This window comes from Streptomyces sp. NTD107, from assembly GCF_059510435.1.
Map to the genome: position 1 here is coordinate 17721 of NZ_JCAJZV010000011.1, position 26202 is coordinate 43922.

The following is a 26202-nucleotide window of genomic DNA, read 5'->3' on the forward strand; positions in this document are numbered from 1 at the left end:
CGCGGGTGCGCCGGCGGATCATCGTCGCGCTGCTCCCCGTGCTGGCCCTGCTCGTGGTGGGGATCGGCGTCTCGTACGCCGCGGTGGTGAGCGAGCGGACCACGCAGCAGGTGTTCATCGACCGCAGCGGGGACGCCGTACGGTTCGCCAACCTCGCCGAGGCGGCGATCACCTCGGGGGAGCGGAGCAGACTGCACGCGGAACTCGACGCGTACCACAAGCTGTACGACTCACCCGTGTGGGTGCTGGGCCTGGACGGCGGACTGGTGCACGACCCGGGGCCGCCGGCCCCGGACGGCGCGGCGGTCGCCGAGGACATCCAGCGGGCGTTCGCCGGGGCCAGGGCGACGGAGGCCGCCACGGTGTGGCCCTGGCAGCGGGTCCCGCTGCGGGTGGTGGAGCCGGTGGGCCGGGACTCCCAGGTGACCGCCGTCGTGATCATCGAGGCCCCGACGGACGGGCTGCGGGCGGCCACGGTCCGCCGCTGGGGGGTGGGCGCGGCGCTGCTGCTGGTTCCGGTGCTGGCGCTGATGGGCGGCCTGTGGCCGCTGACCCGGTGGATTCTGCGCCCGGTGCGCGATCTGGAGCGGATCGCGGCGGATGTGCGCGGTGGTGAGCTGGGGGCGCGCGCCCCGGTGGAGCACGGGCCGCCGGAGCTGCGCGGGCTGGCGTCCTCGTTCAACGCGATGGTGGACACCGTGCAGCGGTCGCTGGAGCGGCAGCGGATGTTCGTGGGCGATGTGGCCCATCAGCTGCGCAATCCGCTGGCCGGGCTGCGGCTCTCGGTGGAGAACCTGCGGCCGTGGGCCGCCCGGCAGCCGCCGGCCCGGGAGGCGGTCGAGGAGGCGGTGGACGGCGCCGTACAGATGGGCGAGATGTTCGAGGCGATGCTGGCGGCGACGGCGGCGGCCAGCCGGGAGCGGGTACGGGACGCGGAGGCGTGGACGCTGCGCCGGGTCTTCGCGACCGGCCGGCCGCACTGGGAGGCGGTCACCGGCGAGCACGGGCGGGTGCTGCGGGTGGTGGAGCCGGAGCCGGAGCTGGTGCTGCGGCAGCCGCCGGGCGGGCTGGTCGCGGTGCTGGACGAGCTGGTGGACAACGCGGCGTGGCTGTCCGGCGGCAGCATGGTGACGGTGTCCGCCTCGGTGGACGCCGACGGGCTCGCGGGCACGGTGGTGGTGGCCGACGACGGTACGGGCCTGTCGGCCCAGGAGCGCGAGGCGGCACGCGGCCGATTCTGGCGGGCGGCGCGGCACCAGAACATCCGGGGCACCGGCCTCGGCCTGGCGATCATCCACGACGTGGTGGAGGACGTCGGCGGCGAGGTCCACCTGGAAGCCAACACCCCGCAGGGCCTGAGCGTAGTCGTCCGGCTCCCGGTGGTCCGCCAGGGCGACGCCTGACGCCGGCAACGGGAGCGTTGCCGGCGCTGTCCGCTCACGGCCCGGCCCGGCCCGGACCGCCGGGGTGATGCCGGGGCCACGGTCCGGCTGCGACGGTATGCATCGGTGCTGCTGTGCGGTCAGGGCCCCCAGGCCCGTCCGTCGCGCCCGGCCGCCCGCCCCGGGCCCCCGCCGGCCGGCCTGCGGGCCTCCCGGCCTGAGCCTCCGGGCCTCCGGCCCGAGCCTCCGGGCCCCCGGCTCCCTGCCGGTCGGCCTCCGGCTCCCTGCCGGCCTGCGGCCTCCGGCCCCCGCTGACTGGCCTGCGGGCCTCCGGCCCGAGCCTCCGGGCCTCCGGCTCCCCGCCGGCCTGCGGCCCCCCGCCGGCCTGCGGCTCCCCGCCGGCCTGCGGCCTCCGGGCCTGCGGGCCTTCCTGCCGATCGGCCTCCGGCCCCCCGTCGGCCTGCGGCCTCCCGGCCCCCCGCCTGCCGGCCTGCGGGCCTCCCGGCCCCCCGCCTGCCGGCCTGCGGGCCTCCCGGCCCCCGGGGCCCGGCCCCCGGGGCCGTCGGTGGTTTGGCTTTCGGCGGCCCCGCCGCTACGGCTTGGCCGCGCGGAACCAGTCGGCGGCGCCCTCGTGGAGGGGGATGGGGGCGGTGGCGGCGGCCGTGCGGGGGTTGATCTGGTACGCCTCGGGCCGGGTCCTGGTGAGGATGTGGGCCCCGGTCACCGCGGTGCCGGTGAAGAAGCGGGCCGCCTCCGCCGGGAAGTCGGCACGTACCGCGATCAGGGTCGGCACGGCGAGGGTCGCGGTGGTCGTGCTCACCTCCGGGTAGACCGCCCCGGAGATCGTCACCGGCAGGTACTCCCCGGGGTGCGCGTACCGCATCGTCTCCGCCTCGGCGGCCAGATCCACGAAGTGCAGCGGCGGGGCGTTCTCCAGCAGCCAGGTGATGGCGGGGGTGGGCATCGCGGTGAGGGACAGGACGGCGTCCACCACGCCGTCCACCAGGGCCTGCGCGGCGGCCGTCTGGCCCAGGTCGCGGACCTCGACGCCGACCCCGGCGGCGGCCATCAGCCGCTGCCCGGTGAAGCGGGTGCCGGAGCCGGGCAGTCCGCAGGCGACGGGCCGGCCGGCCAGGTCGGCGAGGGTGCGTATCCCGCTGTCCCGCAGGGTGACGAGGTGCACCACCGAGTCGAAGATCCGCAGCAGCGCGGCGGTCTCACCGTCGTGCGGGCGCAGCACGTCCACGTTGGCGTACGCGAGGTCCACCTCGCGGCCCAGCAGCAGCCGCAGATTGTCGACGGACGCCTCGGTGAAGACGACTTCCACGGCCTCGCGGCCCAGTGCCTCGTTCCACAGGTCGGCGAGCGCCGCGCCGGATTCGCGGTAGGTGGCGCCCTCGGGGCCGGTCGCCAGCTTGAGCTGCTGGACGCCGAGGTCGGGGGAGGAGCCGCAGGCCGCGGCGGTCAGCCCCAGGGGGGCGACCAGCAGCGCGCGGCGGGTGAGCCCGCGAGGCGATCCCAATGTCAGATCAACCCCAAATTCTTTCCGGATGCGTTGCCGCGACGCCTGCCCGCCAGCACTGTGATGCGATCCACAGATTAACAGTCACAGGGATGGACGACCCATGACGAACTCCCCTGCTTCCCCCGCGACGAAGCGGAAGAAGCGGATTTACCAGCACCTCTATTTCTGGGTGCTGGTGGGCATCAGCATCGGCATCGGCATAGGACTGGCGGCGCCCGAGGTGGGCGCCGAGATGAAGTGGCTGGCTGATCTCTTCATCAAGCTGGTCAAGGTGGTGATCGCCCCGACGATCTTCGCGACGGTGGTGGTGGGTATCGCCGGGATGGGCAATCTGGCCAAGGCGGGCGGCCTGGCCCTGAAAACGGTGCTGTATTTCAACATCACCACGGTCTTCGCGCTGGCCATCGGCCTCGTCGTGATCAACATCTGGCAGCCGGGTTCCGGTCTTGGCTATGACATCGAGTCCTTCGACGCCTCCGCCGCCGACGCGGCCATCGAGTCCGCCGGGGCCACCGACACCGGGTTCAGCGGGTTCCTCCTCGACCTGGTGCCGACGTCGTTCGCCAGCGCGTTCGTCGACGGCAAGCTGCTCCAGGTGCTGCTGCTCGCCATCCTGTTCGCCATCGCGCTGAGCATGCTGGGGTCCCGCGCGGAGGGCATGGTGCGCGGTCTCGACACTTTCGCCAAGACGATGTTCGGCGTCATCAAGCTGGTCATGTGGGTCGCGCCGCTGGGTGCGATGGGCGGCATGGCCTTCACCATCGGCCAGCACGGCAGCTCCATCCTGGGCTCGCTCGCCTCGTTCATGATCTCGTTCTGGGTGACGTGTCTGCTGTTCATCACCCTGGTGCTGGGCGCGGTCTGCCGGATGACGGGCTTCAGCCTGCTCAAGTACGTCCGCTTCATCAAGGACGAGCTGCTGATCGTGCTGGGCACCTCGTCTTCCGAGACGGTGCTGCCGCGCATGCTGACGAAGCTGGAGGCGGCCGGTACGCCCAAGCACGTGGTGGGCATGACGATCCCGACGGGCTACTCGTTCAACCTGGACGGCACCGCGATCTACATGTCGATGGGCGCGCTGTTCATCGCGCAGGCGTTCGGCGTGGATGTGTCCATCTGGACGCAGATCGGGCTGCTGGTCTTCATGCTGATCTCCTCGAACGGTGCCGCCGGTGTCTCCGGTGCGGGTCTGGTCACGCTGGCCGCGTCGCTGGCGGCCTTCGACTCGGTGATCCCGGTCGCGGGCATCGCGCTGATCGTCGGCATCGACCGCTTCATGAGCGAGGGCCGCGCGCTGACCAACCTCACGGGCAACGGCATCGGGACCCTGGCCATCGCCCGCTGGACCGGCGACCTGGACCGGGAGCGCCTCGCGTACGTGCTGGACAACCCCGGTTCGGTGGATGTGGACGAGCTCATGAAGCAGGAGGCGCAGGGGCTGCCGGCGCGGCCCGCCACTGAGGAGACCGGGGAGAGCGCGGCGCCCCAGCAGGATGTGACAGCGGGCCGCGGCGCCTGACCCGGTCGACCCCGCTCGACCCCCGCTCGACCCCCGCTCGACCCCGCTTTCCCTCGTCCCCCGCCGGCGGATTTTGGCGGTATCGCCGTACCCGATATCGTGGTGCGGTATGCCTCCGTATGGATGATGCTTGCGATCGGCCCGTTCCGATCGCCCGGCGTCTCCGCCGGCGGGGGCCACAACCTCTCACTCAATGACCCGGAGAGAGCATGCCTCCCAAGAAGAAGAAGGTCACGGGGCTGATCAAGCTCCAGATCCAGGCCGGCGCCGCCAACCCGGCGCCGCCGGTCGGTCCGGCGCTGGGCCAGCACGGCGTCAACATCATGGAGTTCTGCAAGGCCTACAACGCGGCGACCGAGTCGCAGCGTGGCTGGGTGATCCCGGTGGAGATCACGGTCTACGAGGACCGTTCCTTCACCTTCATCACCAAGACTCCGCCGGCCGCGAAGATGATCCTCAAGGCCGCTGGTGTGGAGAAGGGCTCCGGCGAGCCCCACAAGACCAAGGTCGCCAAGATCACGGCGGCTCAGGTGCGGGAGATCGCCACCACCAAGCTGCCCGACCTCAACGCCAATGACCTGGACGCCGCGTCCAAGATCATCGCCGGTACCGCTCGTTCCATGGGTGTCACCGTCGAGGGCTGAGCCGCCCCGTACCACCGTGGCAGGGCCAGGCGCTGGTCCGGACCACGACTCCACAGCATCACCATTTGAGGAGCAGCAGTGAAGCGCAGCAAGTACTTCCGCGGCGCGGAGGCCAAGATCGACCGGGAGCGGCTGTACGCGCCCCTGGAGGCCGTCCGTCTCGCCAAGGAGACCTCTTCGCAGAAGTTCGACGCGACCGTCGAGGTGGCCATGCGGCTGGGTGTCGACCCCCGCAAGGCCGACCAGATGGTCCGTGGCACCGTGAACCTCCCGCACGGCACCGGCAAGACCGCCCGGGTCCTGGTCTTCGCGACCGGTGACCGTGCCGCGGCCGCGGAGGCCGCCGGAGCCGACATCGTCGGCTCGGACGAACTGATCGACGAGGTCGCCAAGGGCCGCCTGGACTTCGACGCCGTGGTGGCGACCCCGGACCTGATGGGCAAGGTCGGCCGGCTTGGCCGGGTGCTCGGTCCGCGTGGTCTGATGCCGAACCCGAAGACCGGCACCGTCACCCCGGATGTCGCCAAGGCCGTCACCGAGATCAAGGGCGGCAAGATCGAGTTCCGCGTGGACAAGCACGCGAACCTCCACTTCATCATCGGCAAGGCGTCCTTCGACGACGCCAAGCTGGTGGAGAACTACGCGGCGGCCCTCGAAGAGGTCACCCGGCTGAAGCCGGCCGCCGCCAAGGGTCGTTACATCAAGAAGACGACCGTCAGCACCACCACGGGCCCCGGCGTTCCCGTCGACCCGAACCGCTCGCGCAACCTTCTGGACGAGGAGCCCCTCGTCTGATCCGGCTGACCGTACAGCGGTGGAGGCCCGTTCCAGCTCTGTCACAGAGCGGGGACGGGCCTCTTTCGTGACTGTCGTACGAGTTACTGTCGTTGGGAACAGCTGGTACCAACCGGAAGATGGTGGGGGAGAAGATGCGTCCCGTTCGCAAGGCTCTGCTGGGCGTGACCACGGCGGTGCTGCTGGTCGGCACGGCGGCGTGTAGCAGCGACAGCACCGACACCAAGGGCAACGAGAGCGCCGGGGACAAGAAGACCGGCTCCGACACCTCCGCGCGCGGCGCGTTCGAGGCGCTGACCGCCGCCGCGCAGTCCACCGAGCAGATCACCTCGGCCGATGTGGTCTCGGTCACCCAGCAGGCCGGCACCGAGGTGACCCTCACCGGCTCGCTGTCGTGGGGCGACGGCTTGGCGATGTCCGCCGTGATGACCGGCGACGACTTCGACGCGGCCCTCGGCGGCCCCGGCGAGATCGAGGTGGTCTGGGTCGACGGCGTGATGTACATGAACATGGGCCCGGACTTCGCGAGCGAGACGGACGGCCGCCCCTGGATGGCCATGGACCTGGTCGCGCTCATGGAGGAGGCCGGCGAGGACGCGCTGGGCAGTGTGCTCTCCTCCGCCATGGACCAGGGCGCGCAGAGCCCCGCCGACCAGATGGCGATGCTGCTGGAGTCCGAGGACGTCGAGTGGATCGCCGAGGAGGAGCTGGACGGGGCCACCGTCAACCATTACGCCGGCACCCTGGCCGTTGAGGATGTCCTCGCCCTCCAGGGCACCTTCGACGGGCTGAGCGAGGAGGACCGCGCCTCGCTGCTCGACCTGCTGGCGGAGCAGGGCACCGAGTCCTACGAGCTCGATGTGTGGGTCAACGAGGACGACTTCCCGGTCAAGGTCGGCATGGCGTACGACACCGCGATGGGCCCGTACGAGCAGACGACCACGTACAGCAACCTCGGCGCCGACGTGACCGCCGAGGCCCCGCCGGCCGACCAGGTGATCGACTTCATGGAGATGATGGACATGATGGGCGCCGGCATCTGACGGACGCCCGTCCATGGCAGGCGATTTGCCTGAGCCGAGCAGGTTCGCGTAATCTTCCACAGAAGCCAAAGACCGCTGGTTGTCGCCGTACCCTCCGGGTGTGGTGGCCGAAGGATCCGCTGATCGCGGGCGACCTGCGCAGGTGACTGTGGAAGACCGTGAGTTTTACGTCTGCCCCGTGCGCCTGCGCCGGGGCGTTTGTTGTGTACAGCCCCTTCCGAGCGGTCCGACATCCCGGAAGGAGGGCCGAGGTTCATGGCGAGCCCCGACAAGGTCGAAGCCGTCGCGGAGATCAAGCAGAAGTTTGAGAACTCCAACGCGGCGGTTGTCACCGCGTACACCGGTCTCACCGTGGCGCAGCTCAAGGACCTGCGCCGTTCTCTCGGTGAGAACACTCAGTACCACGTGACGAAGAACACGCTGACCAAGATCGCGGCCAACGAGGCCGGGGTCACCGCGCTGGACGAGCACCTCACGGGCTCGACCGCCGTCGCCTTCATCACCGGGGACCCGGTGGAGGCGGCGAAGGGTCTGCGTGACTTCGCCAAGAACAACCCCGCCCTGGTCATCAAGGGTGGTGTGCTCGACGGCAACGCGCTGACCGCCGCCGAGATCAACAAGCTCGCGGACCTTGAGTCCCGCGAGGTGCTGCTCGCCAAGCTGGCCGGCAACATGAAGGCGACCATGGCCAAGGCCGCGGCGACCTTCCAGGCCCCGCTCACCAAGCTCGTCCGCACTGTGGACGCGCTGCGTGAGAAGAACGAGCAGGGCGGTGCCGGTACGCCGGCTCCCGCCGAGGCCGACTCCGCCGCGTAACGAGGCGTTTTCGGTCACAGCGGGCCAGCGAACGCCCGCCGAGAAACATCATTCCGGCACCTGCCGACTTAGTGGAAGGACCGCCCATCATGGCGACCAAGCTGACCAAGGACGAGCTGCTGGAGCAGTTCGAGAACCTGACCCTCATCGAGCTGGCCGAGCTGGTGTCGGCGTTCGAGGAGAAGTTCGACGTCAAGGCTGCCGCCCCGGCCGCCGTTGCCGTCGCCGCCCCCGGTGGTGCCGGTGGCGCCGCCGAGGCCGCCGAGGAGCAGGACGAGTTCGACGTCATCCTCACCGGTGCCGGCGACAAGAAGATCCAGGTCATCAAGGTCGTGCGTGAGCTGACCTCGCTGGGCCTGAAGGAGGCCAAGGACCTCGTCGACAACGCGCCGAAGGCCGTCGTCGAGAAGGTTGCCAAGGACGCCGCGGAGAAGGCCAAGGAGGCCCTTGAGGGCGCCGGTGCCTCCGTCGAGGTCAAGTGACCTGCTGACGTACCGACCTTTGGTCTTCTGATCTCACAAGGTCACCCTGAGTCCACGCGACTCAACTGAGGGCGATCACCCAGTCGGGTGGTCGCCCTCGGGCGTTGTGGTGACGGCTTGGGCACCTGACGCGATCGGCAGGTATGGTGATCTTCGGTTGTCGACAGGCCCTTCGGGGGCCTTGACGAACTGCTTCCGGCACGCGATTCTCAGGTCGCGTCGCACATCGGTCCCTGATTCGAGGCATGGATCGCTGGCGAAGCGGGAAAGGTTGCGGCAGACGGGTCCGCACCCCCGGCGACCGAGGCAGCCGGAGGCGGGCGCGAGCACAGCGAGGGTGGCACCTTGTTGCAGTGGCGGAGGCATTGGACATCAGTGGGTCTTGTGACTACACTGACCCTTTGCGCTGCCTAGCTGCCTCCTGCCCGTCACCAGGGGGGCGGGTATGCGCGCAGAGAGTCCGAGCCCTCGGAAGGACCCCCTCTTGGCCGCCTCGCGCAATGCCTCGACAACCAGTACGAATAATGGCACCAGCACCGCACCACTGCGTGTCTCTTTTGCGAAGATCAAGGAACCTCTTGAGGTTCCGAACCTCCTGGCGCTGCAAACCGAGAGCTTTGACTGGCTGCTCGGCAATGACGCCTGGAAGGGTCGCGTCGAGGCCGCGCTGGAGAGTGGGCAGGACGTCCCCAGGAAGTCCGGTCTGGAGGAGATCTTCGAGGAGATCTCCCCGATCGAGGACTTCTCCGGGTCGATGTCCCTGACCTTCCGTGATCACCGGTTCGAGCCGCCGAAGAACTCGATCGACGAGTGCAAGGAGCGCGACTTCACGTACGCCGCGCCGCTCTTCGTCACCGCCGAGTTCACCAACAACGAGACCGGCGAGATCAAGTCCCAGACGGTCTTCATGGGCGACTTCCCGCTCATGACCGACAAGGGCACCTTCTGCATCAACGGCACCGAGCGTGTCGTGGTCACCCAGCTGGTCCGTTCCCCCGGCGCCTACTTCGACAGCTCCATCGACAAGACGTCGGACAAGGACCTGTTCTCCGCCAAGATCATCCCGTCCCGGGGTGCCTGGCTGGAGATGGAGATCGACAAGCGCGACATGGTCGGTGTGCGCATCGACCGCAAGCGCAAGCAGTCCGTCACCGTACTGCTGAAGGCGCTCGGCTGGACCTCGGACCAGATCCTGGAGGAGTTCGGCGACTACGAGTCGATGCGGGCCACCCTGGAGAAGGACCACACCCAGGGCCAGGACGACGCGCTGCTGGACATCTACCGCAAGCTCCGGCCGGGCGAGCCGCCGACCCGTGAGGCCGCGCAGACCCTGCTGGAGAACCTCTACTTCAACCCCAAGCGGTACGACCTGGCCAAGGTCGGCCGGTACAAGATCAACAAGAAGCTGGGCGGCGACGAGCCGCTGGACGCCGGTGTGCTCACGGTCGAGGACATCGTCGCCACGATCAAGTACCTGGTGCGCCTGCACGCCGGCGAGACCGAGACCACCGCGCCGTCCGGGCGGACGATCATCGTCGAGACCGACGACATCGACCACTTCGGCAACCGCCGGCTGCGCAACGTGGGCGAGCTGATCCAGAACCAGATCCGTACCGGCCTGGCCCGTATGGAGCGCGTGGTCCGCGAGCGCATGACCACGCAGGACGTCGAGGCCATCACGCCGCAGACGCTGATCAACATCCGGCCGGTCGTCGCCTCCATCAAGGAGTTCTTCGGCACCAGCCAGCTGTCGCAGTTCATGGACCAGACCAACCCGCTGTCCGGGCTCACCCACAAGCGCCGGCTCAACGCGCTGGGCCCCGGCGGTCTGAGCCGTGAGCGGGCCGGTCTTGAGGTCCGTGACGTGCACCCCTCGCACTACGGCCGGATGTGTCCGATCGAGACGCCCGAAGGCCCCAACATCGGTCTGATCGGCTCGCTGGCCGCCTTCGGCCGGATCAACGCCTTCGGTTTCGTGGAGACCCCGTACCGCAAGGTCGTCGACGGCATCGTCACCGACGACGTGGACTACCTGACCGCCGATGAGGAAGACCGCTTCGTCATCGCCCAGGCCAACGCCAAGCTGACCGAGGACCTGCACTTCGCGGAGGCCCGCGTGCTGGTCCGCCGCCGTGGCGGGGAGATCGACTACATCCCCGGCTCCGAGGTCGACTACATGGACGTCTCGCCGCGCCAGATGGTGTCGGTCGCGACCGCCATGATCCCGTTCCTGGAGCACGACGACGCCAATCGCGCGCTCATGGGATCGAACATGATGCGCCAGGCGGTGCCGCTGCTCAACGCCGAGGCGCCGCTGGTCGGCACCGGCATGGAGTACCGCTGCGCCACCGACGCCGGTGACGTCATCAAGGCCGAGCAGAACGGTGTCGTCTCCGACGTCTCCGCCGACTACGTCTCGATCGCCAACGACGACGGCACCCACGTCACCCACCGGCTCGCCAAGTTCTCCCGCTCCAACCAGGGCACCTCCTTCAACCAGAAGGTGCTGGTCGAGGAGAACGAGCGGGTCATCGCCGGCCAGGTCATCGCCGACGGCCCCTCCACCGAGCGCGGTGAGATGGCGCTCGGCAAGAACCTGCTGGTCGCGTTCATGCCGTGGGAGGGCTACAACTACGAGGACGCGATCATCCTCTCCCAGCGTCTGGTGCAGGACGACGTCCTCTCCTCGATCCACATCGAGGAGCACGAGGTCGACGCCCGCGACACCAAGCTGGGCCCCGAGGAGATCACCCGGGACATCCCGAACGTCTCCGAGGAGGTGCTCGCCGACCTGGACGACCGCGGCATCATCCGTATCGGTGCCGAGGTCGAGGCCGGCGACATCCTGGTCGGCAAGGTCACCCCGAAGGGCGAGACCGAGCTGACCCCCGAGGAGCGGCTGCTGCGCGCGATCTTCGGTGAGAAGGCCCGCGAGGTGCGCGACACCTCGCTGAAGGTGCCGCACGGCGAGACCGGCAAGGTCATCGGGGTGCGGGTCTTCGACCGCGACGAGGGCGACGAACTGCCCCCGGGCGTCAACCAGCTGGTCCGGGTGTACGTCGCGCAGAAGCGCAAGATCACCGACGGCGACAAGCTGGCCGGCCGGCACGGCAACAAGGGCGTCATCTCCAAGATCCTCCCGGTCGAGGACATGCCGTTCCTGGAGGACGGCACCCCGGTCGACATCATCCTCAACCCGCTGGGTGTCCCCTCCCGGATGAACCCCGGCCAGGTGCTGGAGATCCACCTCGGGTGGCTCGCCTCGCAGGGCTGGAAGGTCGAGGGCACCGAGGAGGAGTGGAAGCAGCGGCTCGCCGCGATCGGCGCGGACGAGGTCGCCCCGCGCACCAACGTCGCCACCCCGGTGTTCGACGGTGCCCGCGAGGACGAGCTGGCCGGGCTCTTCGAGTCCACCATCCCCAACCGCGACGGCGACCGGATGGTGCTGCCCACCGGCAAGGCCCGGATGTTCGACGGCCGCTCCGGCGAGCCGTTCCCGGAGCCGATCTCGGTCGGCTACATGTACATCCTCAAGCTCCACCACCTGGTCGACGACAAGCTGCACGCGCGCTCGACCGGCCCGTACTCCATGATCACCCAGCAGCCGCTCGGCGGTAAGGCCCAGTTCGGTGGCCAGCGCTTCGGTGAGATGGAGGTGTGGGCCCTGGAGGCGTACGGCGCTGCCTACGCCCTCCAGGAGCTGCTGACCATCAAGTCCGACGACGTGACCGGCCGCGTGAAGGTCTACGAGGCCATCGTCAAGGGCGAGAACATCCCCGAGCCCGGCATTCCCGAGTCCTTCAAGGTGCTCATCAAGGAAATGCAGTCGCTCTGCCTCAATGTGGAGGTGCTGTCCTCGGACGGCATGTCCATCGAGATGCGTGACACCGATGAGGACGTCTTCCGCGCGGCGGAGGAGCTCGGCATCGACCTGTCCCGGCGCGAGCCGAGCAGCGTCGAAGAGGTCTGACGGGCCCGACCGGAAGGGCCGCACGGTGTGTGCCCTTCCGGTCCCCCCACCCGGACCCCGATCAGACCATTGACTCACGACACTGAGAGGGATTGACGAGAGTGCTCGACGTCAACTTCTTCGACGAACTGCGGATCGGCCTGGCCACCGCTGACGACATCCGTCAGTGGTCTCACGGCGAGGTCAAGAAGCCGGAGACCATCAACTACCGCACGCTCAAGCCCGAAAAGGACGGACTCTTCTGCGAGAAGATCTTCGGTCCGACCCGGGACTGGGAGTGCTACTGCGGCAAGTACAAGCGCGTCCGCTTCAAGGGCATCATCTGTGAGCGCTGCGGCGTCGAGGTCACTCGCGCCAAGGTGCGGCGCGAGCGGATGGGCCACATCGAGCTGGCCGCGCCCGTCACCCACATCTGGTACTTCAAGGGCGTGCCCTCGCGGCTCGGCTACCTGCTCGACCTGGCGCCGAAGGACCTGGAGAAGGTCATCTACTTCGCCGCGTACATGATCACGTACGTGGACGAGGAGCGGCGTACCCGCGATCTGCCCTCGCTGGAGGCGCACGTCTCCGTCGAGCGCCAGCAGATCGAGCAGCGCCGCGACGCCGACCTGGAAGCCCGCGCCAAGAAGCAGGAGAGCGACCTCGCCGAGCTGGAGGCCGAGGGCGCCAAGGCGGACGTCCGGCGCAAGGTGCGCGAAGGCGCCGAGCGCGAGATGAAGCAGCTGCGCGACCGCGCCCAGCGCGAGATCGACCGCCTGGACGAGGTGTGGAACCGCTTCAAGAACCTCAAGGTCCAGGACCTGGAGGGCGACGAGCTGCTCTACCGTGAGCTGCGCGACCGCTTCGGTACGTACTTCGACGGCTCGATGGGTGCCGCGGCGCTCCAGAAGCGCCTGGAGACCTTCGACCTCGACGAGGAGGCCGCCCGGCTGCGGGAGATCATCCGCACCGGCAAGGGCCAGAAGAAGACCCGCGCCCTCAAGCGGCTCAAGGTCGTCTCCGCGTTCCTCCAGACCTCCAACAGCCCCAAGGGCATGGTGCTGGACTGCGTCCCGGTGATCCCGCCGGACCTGCGTCCGATGGTGCAGCTGGACGGTGGCCGCTTCGCGACCTCCGACCTGAACGACCTGTACCGCAGGGTCATCAACCGCAACAACCGCCTCAAGCGTCTCCTTGACCTCGGCGCCCCCGAGATCATCGTGAACAACGAGAAGCGGATGCTCCAGGAGGCCGTCGACGCGCTGTTCGACAACGGCCGCCGCGGCCGGCCGGTCACCGGCCCGGGCAACCGCCCGCTGAAGTCGCTGTCCGACATGCTCAAGGGCAAGCAGGGCCGCTTCCGGCAGAACCTGCTGGGCAAGCGCGTCGACTACTCGGCCCGTTCCGTGATCGTCGTCGGCCCCCAGCTGAAGCTGCACCAGTGCGGTCTGCCCAAGGCGATGGCGCTGGAACTCTTCAAGCCGTTCGTGATGAAGCGCCTGGTGGACCTCAACCACGCGCAGAACATCAAGTCGGCCAAGCGCATGGTCGAGCGCCAGCGCACCGTGGTGTACGACGTCCTCGAAGAGGTCATCGCCGAGCACCCGGTGCTGCTGAACCGCGCCCCGACCCTGCACCGGCTGGGCATCCAGGCGTTCGAGCCGCAGCTGGTCGAGGGCAAGGCCATCCAGATCCACCCCCTGGTGTGCACCGCCTTCAACGCGGACTTCGACGGTGACCAGATGGCCGTCCATCTGCCGCTGTCGGCCGAGGCACAGGCCGAGGCCCGCATCCTGATGCTGTCCTCGAACAACATCCTCAAGCCGGCCGACGGCCGGCCGGTGACCATGCCCACCCAGGACATGGTGCTCGGGCTGTTCTTCCTCACCACCGACGAGGAGGAGCGCGAGGTGCGCGGCGAGGGCCGGTCCTTCGCCTCCACCGCCGAGGGGATCATGGCGTTCGACGCCGGGGAGCTGTCGCTCCAGGCGAAGGTCGACATCCGCTTCCCGATCGGCTCGGTGCCGCCCCGCGGCTGGACCCCGCCGGCCCCCGCCGAGGGCGAGGGCGAGTGGCAGCAGGGCGACAGCTTCCGGATGCGCACCACCCTGGGCCGCGCGCTCTTCAACGAGCTGCTGCCCGAGGACTACCCGTTCGTCGACGAGTCGGTGGGCAAGAAGCAGCTCTCCCAGATCGTCAACGACCTGGCGGAGCGCTACCCCAAGGTCGTCGTCGCGGCCACCCTGGACAACCTCAAGGCCGCCGGTTACTACTGGGCCACCCGGTCCGGGGTCACCGTCGCCGTGTCCGACATCGTGGTTCCCGAGGCCAAGAAGCAGATCCTCGCGAACTACGAGGCGCAGGACGAGAAGGTCCAGAAGCAGTACGAGCGCGGTCTGATCACCAAGGACGAGCGCACGCAGGAGCTCATCGCGATCTGGACCAAGGCGACCAACGAGGTCGCCGAGACCATGAACGACAACTTCCCGAAGACCAACCCCATCTTCATGATGGTGGACTCCGGGGCCCGCGGAAACATGATGCAGATGCGTCAGATCGCGGGTATGCGTGGTCTGGTGTCCAACGCGAAGAACGAGACCATCCCGCGGCCGATCAAGGCGTCCTTCCGCGAGGGTCTGTCCGTGCTGGAGTACTTCATCTCCACCCACGGTGCCCGTAAGGGTCTGGCCGACACCGCCCTGCGTACCGCCGACTCCGGGTACCTCACCCGGCGTCTGGTGGACGTCTCGCAGGACGTCATCATCCGCGAGGAGGACTGCGGCACCGAGCGCGGCCTCAAGCTGGACATCGCGGTGGTGGGCGCGGACGGCGTGCTGCGCAAGACCGACAACGTCGAGTCGAGCGTGTACGCGCGCTGCCTCGCCGAGGAGATCGTCGTCGACGGCAAGGTGCTGGCCCCGGCCGGCACCGACCTGGGCGATGTGCTCATCGACGAGCTCGTGCGGCACGGTGTGCAGACGGTCAAGACCCGCTCCGTGCTCACCTGTGAGTCGGCGGTCGGCACCTGTGCCATGTGCTACGGGCGTTCGCTGGCCACCGGCAAGCTGGTGGACATCGGTGAGGCGGTCGGCATCATCGCCGCCCAGTCCATCGGTGAGCCCGGTACCCAGCTGACGATGCGTACCTTCCACACCGGTGGTGTGGCGGGTGAGGACATCACCCAGGGTCTGCCGCGTGTGGTCGAGCTCTTCGAGGCCCGGCAGCCCAAGGGTGTCGCGCCGATCTCCGAGTCGGCCGGCCGGGTGCGGATCGACGAGACCGAGAAGACCAAGAAGGTCATCGTCACGCCGGACGACGGCACCGACGAGACCTCCTACCCGGTCTCCAAGCGGGCCCGGCTGCTGGTGGGCGAGGGCGACCACGTCGTCGTCGGCCAGCCGCTGACCCTGGGTGCCGCCAACCCGCACGAGGTGCTGCGCATCCTGGGCCAGCGCGCCGTCCAGATCTACCTGGTCGGCGAGGTCCAGAAGGTCTACAACTCGCAGGGTGTGGCGATCCACGACAAGCACATCGAGATCATCGTCCGGCAGATGCTGCGCCGGGTGACGATCATCGAGTCGGGCGACGCGGAACTGCTGCCCGGTGAGCTGGTCGAGCGCTCGAAGTTCGAGGGCGAGAACCGCCGCGTGGTGTCCGAGGGCGGCCAGCCCGCCTCCGGCCGTCCGCAGCTGATGGGTATCACCAAGGCGTCGCTGGCCACCGAGTCGTGGCTGTCGGCGGCGTCCTTCCAGGAGACGACCCGGGTGCTCACCGACGCGGCGATCAACGCCAAGTCGGACTCCCTGATCGGCCTCAAGGAGAACGTGATCATCGGTAAGCTCATCCCGGCGGGTACGGGCCTGGCCCGGTACCGCAACATCCGGGTGGAGCCGACCGAGGAGGCGAAGGCGGCGATGTACTCGGCTGTCGGCTACGACGACATCGACTACTCCCCCTTCGGCACGGGCTCCGGCCAGGCGGTCCCGCTGGAGGACTACGACTACGGCCCCTACCAGGGCTGATCCACGGTCGTTCGCTTCGCTGGGCGGCTGTCCCCAATTGGGGACAGCCGCCCAGCGGCGTTGTCAGGTCAGATAGGGCGTCAGCCGCTTGATCCGCTGCTCGTTGCCCGGGTGCGAGCTCAGCAGCCGGTCGCGCAGCGAGCGGCGTGGGCGCGCCGCCGGGTTCAGCCCGGCGGCCACCTGGGCGGCAGTTGCCCGCGCGTGCTCCATTTGGTCGAAGTGGTACAGCACACCGGCCAGTTGTGGTGCGAAGCCGAGCGCCGCCGCCTGCTGGTCGGCCCGGTATTCCGCGCTGCGGGAGAGCGCGGCCTGGAGGAACGGGATGATCAGCAACGGCAGTACCAGGAACCAGGCCACCGCGAGCAGTGCCACCAGGAACGCGCCGATGATCAGGACGAGGCATCCGGTCAGCCGCCACGACAGGTGCGAGGCCAGGGACACCGCCCCCACGGCGAGGACGAACAGCAGCCGCCCGGCGATACGGGCGGGGGCCGAGTACCACCAGATCAGCAGCGTGGACCAGCTGTGGCCCCCGACATGGTGGCCGAGTTCGTGGGCGAGCACGGCAGCCAGCTGGGCGTCGGAGAGCTGTGCCATGGCGAACCGGGTGACGCCGACGATGTGGCCGGCCGAGGCGTACGCGTTGATCTCCTCGCTGTCGTCGACCCACAGGTCGTAGGTCGCGGCGTCCACCCCGGCGCGCGCGGTGATCTCCCTCCAGATCGGCGCCAGCCGGGCGTACTCCTCGGCGGTCGGCGGACGCAGGCCCATGAACCGCCGGGCGAGGAACCGCTCGGTCGGGCGGTGGAAGACGAGCGCGCCGGAGAGCAGCCAGCCGGTCATCAGCAGCAGAGCGGTGGGCTCCGACAGGGGAATCGCCAGCAGGCCGATGACACCGAGGCTGAGCAGCAGGTTGGGCAGGGAGAGCAGCAGCGAACCGACCGTGGTGGAGTCCGAGCTGCGCTGCTGGGCGCTGATGTGGACCCGGCCGTTGCTGAACGCCAGATCATGCTGTGGGGCCGGGGCCGGGGCCGGGGCAGGCGGGGCGGTCACGGCGGGCGGAGGCGCGGGCGGGGCCTGCGGGGGCACCGGGTGAGCCGGAGCGATCGGCTGCGGGGCCCGCGGGTAGGCGGGGAGCGGGGGGTGTGCGGTCTGCGGCGATGGGGGCGGAGCCTGCGGGGGCGTCTGCGGGGGCGCCTGGGGTATCGGTTGCGGGTGGCCGGGAAGCGGTGGGCCGGTCTGCGGAGCCTGCGGATAGCTGGGGAGCGGGCGCCGCGGGATCTCGGGAGCCTGCGGGTATACGGGTAGTGGTGGCGGTTGGGGGGTGGGGGGTTGAGTGGGCTGCTGGGGATCGGTCATGTCCTTGAGTCCCTGAATAGAGCGGTCGATGAGCGGGTGGCCGGTCAGCCGATCAGGACGGCGCACAGCAGGAGCAGTGCACCGCCGCTGAAGGCGACGACTCCGGCCTGGATCCACAGATGCTTGCGGTCGGCGATCTCGCCCGCCTGGGCCAGGGCGAGCAGCAGGGCCTGCTCCGGATGCGCCGCCGTATCGGTCAGTGCCTGGGGCAGGCGGCCCAGTCGGGCCGCCCGCCGGATGTCACCGAAGTAGGTGAGCGGCTGGCCCGGCAGCCAGTGGCTGAGCCGATGGCGGGGCAGGACGGCCAGCAGCAGTGCCGCCAGCGCCGCGATGAGTGTGATGACCCCCGTCCACCACACCACCGCCCCGGGGAGGGTCAGCTCGCCCGGGTTCCATGCCTGCCCCGCCAGCAGTCCGCTGAGCCCGCCGGCCAGCATGGCCTGGGCGGCCATCAGTACGGACGCCTTGGCGTCCGCCCTGCTGATCTCCGCCCGTAACTCGGCCAGCAGCCGCAGGCCCGTATCGCTGGTCATGACCGTCATGACGTCCCGCCGGCAGCGGGAGGCGGCGGGTCCGCGGGCCGGGGCGGCAGGGCCTGCGAGGGGTTCTGGCTCCCGGCGACCTCGCCCGGGTCGCCCTGACCGATGGCCGTCTGCTGTCGCAGCAGATCGAGCACCGTCCGCATGGCGAGCCCGGACACTTCCTCCCACTGGTACGCCTCGACCGCGTTGTTCTCGATCATCTTGTCGATCACCTGGAGCTGCTGGCGCACGGTCTCCTGCTGATCGCTCCGCAGCATCTCCAGCGCCCGGGGGATGTCCTCGGGGTGCTGGGCCAGTTGCAGGGCCCACTGGCTGATCCCGCCGCGTTCCAGATACGCCTGATAGAAGGCGGCCTTCTCGGCCAGATACTCCTGCTCCTGCCGGGCCAGCAGCATGCGGTAGGCGTGCTCGGGAACGGCGGCCTCCGTGTTGTGGCGGATCTCCCGCAGCCGCTCTTGGTGCGCCCGGCCGGTCTCGTCGAGACCGAGCCGGATCGAGCAGACCACCCGGAGCCCTTCCGCGTCGGCCAGCGGGATGGCGTCCAGGTCCTTGCGCACCGCGTACTCGGCGTCCGCGTTGTCCTCGACGGGGAACTGCCGGGTGATGTCCCGCACCCGCTGCTGGATGAGCGGTTCCAGCAGCGCCGGTACGTCTCTCAGCTGCCGGGCCACCGCCCGGGCCGGATCGGTGACCTGCCACGTGTAGTCGATGACGGCGGAGAACTCGAAGGCGTCCCCCAGCGCCGGCACGGTCTCCTCAAGACGTACCGGGTGCATGCCCAGGTCCACCTCGTACAGCCAGGTGTACCGGCCGCCGGTGCGCGGGTTGCGGTGCGGCCGGTCCGGAGGCAGAAACGTTTCGTACCGGTCCTTGCTGGTGGTGAGGACCAGCGCGTGGTCCGCCCGGGCCGGCAGCCGGCCACCGGAGAAGTCGCGGCGGCCGAGCGGCCGGATGGTGCGGATCGGATCGACCAGCGGTGCGTGCCGCTCGCCGCTCTGTTCCCACTCGGGCTGATAACGGAAGTCGGTCATGCGGCACTCCTGGGGACGAGAGCGGACAGCAGCCGTCCTGCGACGGCCTGGGGGGTGGCGCCGGGTGCGCGGCCGTTCCCGGCGAGCCCGCGCAGCAGATGCTGGAGCCTGGCGTGGTCGGCCGGGGTGACCACGAGGGCGTTGATCAGGGTGACCAGGGCGCGTTCGGTGGCCGGGGACCCTTCGGCGCTCACCACCCAGGCCCGCAGGGCGGCCAGCGCGGCAGTGGTGTGTGTGCGGTCGGCCAGAGCGGTGCGCCACAGCGTCGCCAACTGGGCGGCGTCGGCGCCGGCTGTGGTGTACCACTCGATCATCAGCGGCGGGGAGCCCGGGCTCTCGCTGCGCCCGGTGGCGCTGAGGAACGCGGTCAGTGCCAGCTCGCGCAGTCGCTCGCCGCCGGACAGCCACTGGACGAAGCGGGCCAGGACGTCCGATCCACGGGTCATCAGCAGCAGTTCGGCGGTCTCGGTCAGCTGCCACCGCTCGGCCTCGCCCAGCTCTTCCCCGGCCACCACGGCCAGATCGCGCAGCGCTTCGGCCGGCAGCAGCTCGCTCAGCAGCGCGTAGGCCCGCAGCGCCGTCCAGCGGCGCTGGGGGTGCCGGCCGGTGTCGGTGCACCAGCTGTGCAGCACCCGAGGGATGCCGGGAACTCCGCCGTATGCGGCCAGGGTCAGCGCGTTGGCCGCGATCAGCCGTTCCTCGAAGCGCTGGGCGTTGGCCCAGGGCTCGATCAGCAGTGCCATGGCGGACGGCAGATCGGTGAGGGCGAGGGTGGCGGCCGTGGCGGCGGCCCGGGTACGTACCAGGGGCCGGCCGTCCCTGGTCAGGGAGCGGACCCAGCGCACCAGCGCCGGATGGGCCGAGGGGTGGCCGCGCCACAGCTCGCGAAGCAGCAGGGGGGCGGTGTCCTCGTTCTGGAAGGCGGCCATCCGCTGGGGGACCGGGCCCCATTCGGTGGGTTCCGGCTGCTCGTACTGGTGGGCGCGGGCCAGTTCGAGCCGTCGGCCGATCGGGCTGCCGAACACCGGGATGTCCGGCGGTGCGTCGGGCTGCTCGGTCTTCTTCAGCAGGACGTACAGGGTGTCGCACACCTCGGCGGTCACCCCGTAGGGCGCCTTGTCGAAGGCCGCCAGGGCGATGAGGAACGCCTTGCTGTAGAGATCGAGGTGCGGGTCGCCGAGCCAGTCCTGGACGACGGCCTCGGTGGCGGAGACGGAGAAGCCGCTCAGCTCGGTGAGTCCCGCCGTACCCTCGTGGTAGTCGGCGAGCCGGGCGGCGAACTCGGCGATCTCGCGCGGGCGGTGTGCGTGGTCCAGGAAGTCCCGTACGGGGTCGAGGGCGAGCAGCGCGCTGGTCCGCCCGGGGTCGAGGGGGCCGGTGCGGGCGGTCAGCCGGGCGAGGAGTACGGCGGTGGGGTCGGGGGGAGTCCAGTCGGTGGCGGTCACCTTGTGGAGCACGGCGGAGTGTTCGACGGTGATCACCAGCCAGCTGTCGTGTTCCCGCAGTCGCTCGCGGACGCTGAGCAGCAGTTGGTCGCGCAGCGGCTTGCGGCGGGAGGTCTCCGGGTCGCACAGGAGGTAGCCGGTGCCGGGGCGGATCGCGTCGCGCAGTGCGGTGAGCGGGGTGTCCGGGTCCAGGATCCGGATCGCGGTGGCGTCCAGCCGGTGCAGCAGCATCATGCCGGCGGTGCGGCGGCCGGTGCCGGCGCTGCCGCGCAGCAGCACGGCGCGGTTGGCCCGTAACTCGGACAGCGCGCCCGCGAACCCCCCGGGCTCCCGGAAGACGGCTGCGGTCCGTTCCAGGTCCTGGCGGGGGATCTCGCCGGAGGCCATGCGTTCGGGATCGCCGGGTGCCGCGCCGAGGTGGATGACCGTCTTGCCGCCCTGCACCACGTCGCCGGTGACCCGGCCGCCGGAGACGCCGTGCTGGTCGCCGCCGGTGAGCCCGCCGCCGAAGGTGGGGGTGTGGCCGCGCAGGAAGAGCTCCGGGATGTGGTCGAGCAGTTCCTGGGCCGCGGCCCAGGTCTCCTGGGGAGGGGGCTGCTCGGGCGGGGCGCCGTCCTCGCCCCGCTCCTGTGCGGCGCGCTCGGCGGCCGGCGGGGCCTTGGGCTCGTCGGCCGCCGGGTCGGCCGCCGGGGGCTTCACCGGCCACCGCCGTAGGTGTGCTTGGTGCCCTGGACCACGTCGCCGGTGACCTGGCCGCCGGAGACGCCGTGCTGGTCGCCCAGGACGAGGCTGCCGCCGAAGGTGGGCCGGGGCGGGGTGCCGGGTGCGGGGGCCGGTGCCCCGGGTGTCGCCGCCGGGCGCGGGGCGGCTTCGGGGCCGGCCGGGGCGCTGCCGTGCAGCCAGGCGGTGACCGGGCCCTCCTTCGCCGGCACGGTGATCTCGCTGAACTCGGCCGGGTCCATGCCCAGATGGCCGTGTTCGGCGATGCCCCGGTAGACGGACTCGGACAGGCACAGCGCGCTGTGGCCGGGGCCGGTTGCCAGGGCCTCGCGCAGGGCGTCGGCGTCCAGCAGCCGGAACGCCTGGTCCAGGTCCCTGCCCACGGCGCCGCCGAGGGTGCCGGGCTGCGGGTCCATGGCCACTTCGCCGGAGGCCAGCACGATGCGTACCCGTACCTGGGCGCTGCCGGCGGCCAGCCGGTTGTTGGAGCGCAGCAGGGCCGGGGTCTCGGTGAGCAGGGCCCGCAGCAGCCGGGTCTTGGGGAGTTCGGGGCTGATGAGCACCATGACGGAGTCGCCCCGGTCCTCCTGGTGCGCGGTGGCGGGGTCCGCTCCGGCGGCGACCAGGGTGTCGCCGACGATGGAGTACAGCATGCGCCGCATGAACGCCTTCTCGACATCGCCGCGACGGCCGAACTTCTCGATGTCGAAGAGCAGAATCGTGCGATTCAGGGGCTCGGGCACCGGGTGCCGCCTCTCGTCGTCCTGTCGGTGTGGGCCCACTGTGACGGCAGGGGAGAGATGGGTGTGAGGACGGATGACGCAGCGGAAGTGTGACCGTGTGCACACATCCGGTGGTGGGTTCAGTGGCCGGTGCTGATGCGGCGCAGGATGTCCGGGCGCAGGATGACGGTGGTCCGGCGGCTGGTTCTGATGACCTGGCGGGTGCGCAGTTCCCGGTAGATCCGGGCGACGGCCTCGCGGGAGGAGCCGATGGTGGCGGCGAGTTCCTGCTGACTGAGCGGCACGGTGATCTCCAGGCCCTCGGTGGTGCGGCGGCCGTGCAGATGGCCGAGTTCGAGGAGGACTGCCGCGAGGCGTTCGCGTACGTCGAGGGCGGCCTGCTGGAGCCGGCGGCGGTCGCTGGAGCGCATCCGGTCGGAGGCGAGTCCGGCCAGCCGCATGCCGATCTGCGGGGTGCGGCCGACGTAGTCGGTGAAGCGTTCGCTGTCGATGGCCACCGCGGTGACCTCTTCGACGGTGGTGACGGTGGCCGAGCGGGGCCGGCCGCTGAGGGCGGCGCCCTCGCCGACGATGTCGCCGGGGCCGCGCAGCGCCAGCAGTGACTGGTATCCGTTGACCGCGAGGGCGGTCACCTTTGTCCAGCCGCTCTCCAGTAACAGCACGTGGGAGGAGGGTTCGTCCTGGTGGAGGACTGCGGTGCGGGGCGGGAAGCGCAGCCGTCGGCCGAGGTTGCGCAGTGCTTCCTGCTCGGTGCGTTCCAGCCGGGCCAGGAACGGCACCCGGTCGGCGAATGTCGCGTCGCCGTCCCGCCACGCGGCGTCAGCCATGACTACCCCCCCGAATTGGCATGTATAGACCATTATTCTCTGCCGGGTGTGCCCTGGCGAGCCGGTGTCCGTGGAGTCATTGTGTGGCAACTCACAGTGGCTTCCCGGGGTGGCGGGGGCCGGGGGCAGTTGTTTTGACCGCTGGCCGTGGGGTAGGTACGCTCGGTTCTTGTGCCTGGGGTGTTCCCTGCGCTCTTTTTGTGAGGCGTCAGCTGGAACTCCGGGATCTGCGTTTCTCTTCCCGCGCTCGTGGGGGTCATGCAGTCTTCGACACGCCCGACCGCGTGGGTCGGTCGCCGTGTTCCGGGTTAGCTTCACAGTCGGCACACAGAACTGGAGAAATGGTGCCAACGATCCAGCAGCTGGTCCGAAAGGGCCGGCAGGACAAGGTCGAGAAGAACAAGACGCCCGCGCTGAATGGGTCTCCCCAGCGCCGTGGCGTCTGCACGCGTGTGTTCACCACCACCCCGAAGAAGCCGAACTCGGCGCTGCGCAAGGTGGCCCGTGTGAAGCTCAGCAGCGGGATCGAGGTCACGGCCTACATCCCGGGTGAGAACCACAACCTTCAGGAGCACTCCATCGTGCTGGTGCGCGGTGGTCGTGTGAAGGACCTGCCGGGTGTCCGTTACAAGATCATCCGTGGTTCTCTCGACACGCAGGGCGTGCGGAACCGCAAGCAGGCCCGCAGCCGCTACGGCGCCAAGAAGGAGAAGTAAGCAATGCCTCGTAAGGGCCCTGCCCCGAAGCGCCCGGTCATCATCGACCCGGTCTACGGTTCTCCTCTGGTGACCTCCCTGATCAACAAGGTGCTGCTGAACGGCAAGCGCTCCACCGCCGAGCGCATCGTCTACGGTGCCATGGAGGGTCTGCGGGAGAAGTCCGGGAGCGACCCGGTCATCACCCTCAAGCGCGCCCTGGAGAACGTGAAGCCGACCCTTGAGGTCCGCTCCCGCCGGGTCGGTGGCGCCACCTACCAGGTGCCGGTCGAGGTTCGCCCCGGCCGTTCCTCCACCCTCGCGCTGCGCTGGCTGGTCGGTTACTCGCGGGCTCGCCGTGAGAAGACCATGACCGAGCGCCTGATGAACGAGCTGCTCGACGCCTCCAACGGCCTCGGCGCGTCCGTCAAGAAGCGCGAGGACACCCACAAGATGGCCGAGTCCAACAAGGCCTTCGCGCACTACCGCTGGTAGTCGCTACCCCATCGAGACCGAGAGAACTGAAGCCTTATGGCTACCACTTCACTTGACCTGACCACGGTCCGCAACATCGGGATCATGGCTCACATCGACGCGGGCAAGACGACGACCACCGAGCGCATCCTGTACTACACCGGTGTGAGCTACAAGATCGGCGAAGTTCACGACGGTGCCGCCACCATGGACTGGATGGCGCAGGAGCAGGAACGCGGCATCACGATCACGTCTGCCGCGACGACCTGTCACTGGCCGCTCGAAGGCGTCGACCACACCATCAACATCATCGACACCCCCGGTCACGTCGACTTCACGATCGAGGTGGAGCGTTCGCTGCGCGTGCTCGACGGCGCGGTCACGGTGTTCGATGGTGTCGCGGGTGTGGAGCCCCAGTCCGAGACCGTGTGGCGGCAGGCGGACCGCTACGGCGTGCCGCGGATCTGCTTCGTCAACAAGCTCGACCGCACCGGCGCGGACTTCTTCCGCTGCGTCGAGATGATCGAGGACCGGCTCGGTGCCGTTCCGCTGGTCATGCAGCTGCCCATCGGGGCCGAGGCGGACTTCCAGGGCGTTGTCGACCTTGTCAAGAACAAGGCCCTGGTCTGGTCCGAGGAGACCAAGCTCGGCGAGATGTACGACACCGTCGACATCCCGGCCGAACTCCAGGAGCAGGCGGAGGAGTACCGCGCCAAGCTCATCGAGGCCGTCGCGGAGAACGACGAGGAGGTCATGGAGCTGTACCTGGAGGGCAATGAGCCCACCGAGGAGCAGCTGTATGCCGCCATCCGCCGGATCACCCTGGCCTCCACGGGCGGTTCGACGATCACCGTCACCCCGGTGTTCTGCGGTACCGCGTTCAAGAACAAGGGCGTGCAGCCCCTGCTGGACGCCGTGGTGCGTTACCTGCCCACGCCGCTGGACGTCGAGGGCGTCGAGGGTCACTCCCCGAAGGACCCCGAGGAGGTCGTGCTCCGGAAGCCTTCGGAGGACGAGCCGCTGGCCGCCCTGGCGTTCAAGATCGCCAGCGACCCGCACCTGGGCAAGCTCACCTTCATCCGGGTGTACTCCGGGGTGCTCACCGCCGGCACGCAGGTGCTGAACTCGGTGAAGGGCCGCAAGGAGCGCATCGGCAAGATCTACCGCATGCACGCCAACAAGCGTGAGGAGATCGAGCGGGTGGGCGCCGGCGACATCGTCGCGGTGATGGGTCTCAAGCAGACCACCACCGGTGAGACGCTGTCCGACGCGACCCACCAGGTCATCCTGGAGTCGATGGACTTCCCGGCCCCGGTCATCGAGGTCGCGATCGAGCCCAAGACCAAGGGTGACCAGGAGAAGCTGGGTGTCGCCATCCAGCGGCTGGCCGAGGAGGACCCGTCCTTCCAGGTCGCCACCAACGAGGACACCGGGCAGACCATCATCAAGGGGATGGGCGAGCTCCACCTCGATGTGCTGGTCGACCGGATGCGTCGTGAGTTCAAGGTCGAGGCCAACGTCGGCAAGCCGCAGGTCGCCTACCGGGAGACCCTGCGGAAGATCGTCGAGAAGCACGACTACACGCACAAGAAGCAGACCGGTGGCTCCGGCCAGTTCGCCAAGGTCCAGATCCGTCTGGAGCCGCTTGAGGGCGACGGCTACGAGTTCGAGAACAAGGTCACCGGTGGCCGCATCCCCAAGGAGTACATCCCCTCGGTGGACGCGGGCGCTCAGGAAGCGATGCAGTTCGGCGTGCTCGCCGGCTACCCGCTGACGGGCGTCAAGATGATCCTGCTCGACGGTGCGTACCACGACGTGGACTCCTCCGAGATGGCCTTCAAGACCGCCGGTATCCAGGCGTTCAAGGAGGCCGCGCGGAAGGCCGGTCCGGTGCTGCTGGAGCCGATGATGGCCGTCGAGGTCACCACGCCCGAGGACTACATGGGCGATGTGATCGGTGACCTGAACTCCCGCCGTGGCCAGATCCAGGCCATGGAGGACCGTAGTGGCGCCAAGGTTGTCAAGGCCCTGGTTCCGCTGTCGGAGATGTTCGGGTACGTCGGCGACCTGCGCAGCAAGACCTCTGGTCGCGCGAGCTACAGCATGCAGTTCGATTCCTACGGTGAGGTTCCGCGGAACGTCGCCGAGGAGATCATCGCGAAGGCCAAGGGCGAATAACCCTTAAGCTG

At 69.4% G+C, this 26202-nt stretch carries 19 protein-coding genes; 12 read left to right on the top strand and 7 right to left on the bottom strand.

Features of this window, described 5'->3' with window-relative positions; all coding sequences use genetic code 11:
• Positions 1-5: 5 nt before the first annotated feature.
• On the top strand, positions 6-1403 hold the full coding sequence (locus AC5WRL_RS20915) for a HAMP domain-containing sensor histidine kinase (protein ID WP_496090158.1): 1398 nt from the start codon (positions 6-8) through the stop codon (positions 1401-1403).
• Between the two features lie 571 nt (positions 1404-1974).
• Here AC5WRL_RS20915 and AC5WRL_RS20920 read toward each other — a convergent pair.
• A complete protein-coding gene (locus tag AC5WRL_RS20920) occupies positions 1975-2904 on the bottom strand; it encodes a TAXI family TRAP transporter solute-binding subunit (RefSeq protein WP_496090159.1) in 930 nt (309 codons plus the stop codon).
• 103 nt (positions 2905-3007) lie between these two features.
• Here AC5WRL_RS20920 and dctA point away from each other — a divergent pair, with 103 nt between their 5' ends.
• The 8 genes from dctA to AC5WRL_RS20960 all read left to right on the top strand — a co-directional run bounded on the left by dctA (position 3008) and on the right by AC5WRL_RS20960 (position 16177).
• Positions 3008-4426, top strand: a complete 1419-nt coding sequence (gene dctA, locus AC5WRL_RS20925; RefSeq protein WP_496090160.1) for a C4-dicarboxylate transporter DctA — start codon at positions 3008-3010, stop codon at positions 4424-4426.
• Positions 4427-4635: 209 nt separating this feature from the next.
• A complete protein-coding gene (rplK, locus tag AC5WRL_RS20930; protein ID WP_055570301.1) occupies positions 4636-5070 on the top strand; it encodes a 50S ribosomal protein L11 in 435 nt (144 codons plus the stop codon).
• A 78-nt stretch (positions 5071-5148) separates the two neighbouring features.
• Positions 5149-5865, top strand: coding sequence for a 50S ribosomal protein L1 (gene rplA / locus AC5WRL_RS20935; RefSeq protein ID WP_496090161.1), 717 nt, complete (start codon positions 5149-5151; stop codon positions 5863-5865).
• A gap of 119 nt (positions 5866-5984) precedes the next feature.
• The gene (locus AC5WRL_RS20940) at positions 5985-6908 is read left to right on the top strand and encodes an SCO4651 family lipoprotein (protein ID WP_496090162.1); all 924 of its coding nucleotides are present in this window, start codon (positions 5985-5987) and stop codon (positions 6906-6908) included.
• 255 nt (positions 6909-7163) lie between these two features.
• Positions 7164-7724, top strand: a complete 561-nt coding sequence (gene rplJ / locus AC5WRL_RS20945; protein ID WP_496090163.1) for a 50S ribosomal protein L10 — start codon at positions 7164-7166, stop codon at positions 7722-7724.
• Positions 7725-7813: 89 nt separating this feature from the next.
• Positions 7814-8206, top strand: a complete 393-nt coding sequence (rplL, locus tag AC5WRL_RS20950; RefSeq protein WP_496090164.1) for a 50S ribosomal protein L7/L12 — start codon at positions 7814-7816, stop codon at positions 8204-8206.
• Positions 8207-8690: 484 nt separating this feature from the next.
• Positions 8691-12176, top strand: coding sequence for a DNA-directed RNA polymerase subunit beta (gene rpoB, locus AC5WRL_RS20955; protein WP_496090165.1), 3486 nt, complete (start codon positions 8691-8693; stop codon positions 12174-12176).
• 101 nt (positions 12177-12277) lie between these two features.
• A complete protein-coding gene (locus tag AC5WRL_RS20960) occupies positions 12278-16177 on the top strand; it encodes a DNA-directed RNA polymerase subunit beta' (RefSeq protein ID WP_496090292.1) in 3900 nt (1299 codons plus the stop codon).
• 63 nt (positions 16178-16240) lie between these two features.
• Here AC5WRL_RS20960 and AC5WRL_RS20965 read toward each other — a convergent pair whose 3' ends face one another.
• The 6 genes from AC5WRL_RS20965 to AC5WRL_RS20990 all read right to left on the bottom strand — a co-directional run bounded on the left by AC5WRL_RS20965 (position 16241) and on the right by AC5WRL_RS20990 (position 22844).
• Entirely contained in the window at positions 16241-17230 is a 990-nt protein-coding gene (locus AC5WRL_RS20965) for a M48 family metalloprotease (RefSeq protein ID WP_496090166.1), read from the bottom strand.
• Between the two features lie 350 nt (positions 17231-17580).
• Positions 17581-18069: a Pycsar system effector family protein gene (locus AC5WRL_RS20970; RefSeq protein WP_496090167.1), complete on the bottom strand. Its 489-nt coding sequence runs from the start codon at positions 18067-18069 to the stop codon at positions 17581-17583.
• Between the two features lie 5 nt (positions 18070-18074).
• Positions 18075-19109, bottom strand: a complete 1035-nt coding sequence (locus AC5WRL_RS20975) for a hypothetical protein (RefSeq protein WP_496090168.1) — start codon at positions 19107-19109, stop codon at positions 18075-18077.
• A complete protein-coding gene (locus tag AC5WRL_RS20980) occupies positions 19106-21253 on the bottom strand; it encodes a hypothetical protein (protein WP_496090169.1) in 2148 nt (715 codons plus the stop codon). The genes AC5WRL_RS20975 and AC5WRL_RS20980 overlap by 4 nt, the downstream gene beginning before the upstream one ends.
• Positions 21250-22017 (bottom strand): nucleotidyl cyclase domain-containing protein, encoded by a 768-nt coding sequence (locus AC5WRL_RS20985; protein WP_496090170.1) that lies wholly within the window; start codon positions 22015-22017, stop codon positions 21250-21252. Before AC5WRL_RS20985 ends, AC5WRL_RS20980 begins: the two co-directional genes overlap by 4 nt.
• A 119-nt stretch (positions 22018-22136) precedes the next feature.
• Positions 22137-22844: a Crp/Fnr family transcriptional regulator gene (locus AC5WRL_RS20990; RefSeq protein WP_496090171.1), complete on the bottom strand. Its 708-nt coding sequence runs from the start codon at positions 22842-22844 to the stop codon at positions 22137-22139.
• Positions 22845-23188: 344 nt separating this feature from the next.
• Here AC5WRL_RS20990 and rpsL point away from each other — a divergent pair, with 344 nt between their 5' ends.
• From rpsL to fusA, 3 genes are read left to right on the top strand one after another with little or no spacing between them, the layout of a single operon-like run.
• Entirely contained in the window at positions 23189-23560 is a 372-nt protein-coding gene (gene rpsL / locus AC5WRL_RS20995) for a 30S ribosomal protein S12 (protein ID WP_026047363.1), read from the top strand.
• A gap of 3 nt (positions 23561-23563) precedes the next feature.
• On the top strand, positions 23564-24034 hold the full coding sequence (gene rpsG, locus AC5WRL_RS21000) for a 30S ribosomal protein S7 (RefSeq protein ID WP_496090172.1): 471 nt from the start codon (positions 23564-23566) through the stop codon (positions 24032-24034).
• A 36-nt stretch (positions 24035-24070) separates the two neighbouring features.
• On the top strand, positions 24071-26191 hold the full coding sequence (gene fusA / locus AC5WRL_RS21005; RefSeq protein WP_496090173.1) for an elongation factor G: 2121 nt from the start codon (positions 24071-24073) through the stop codon (positions 26189-26191).
• Positions 26192-26202: the final 11 nt, after the last annotated feature.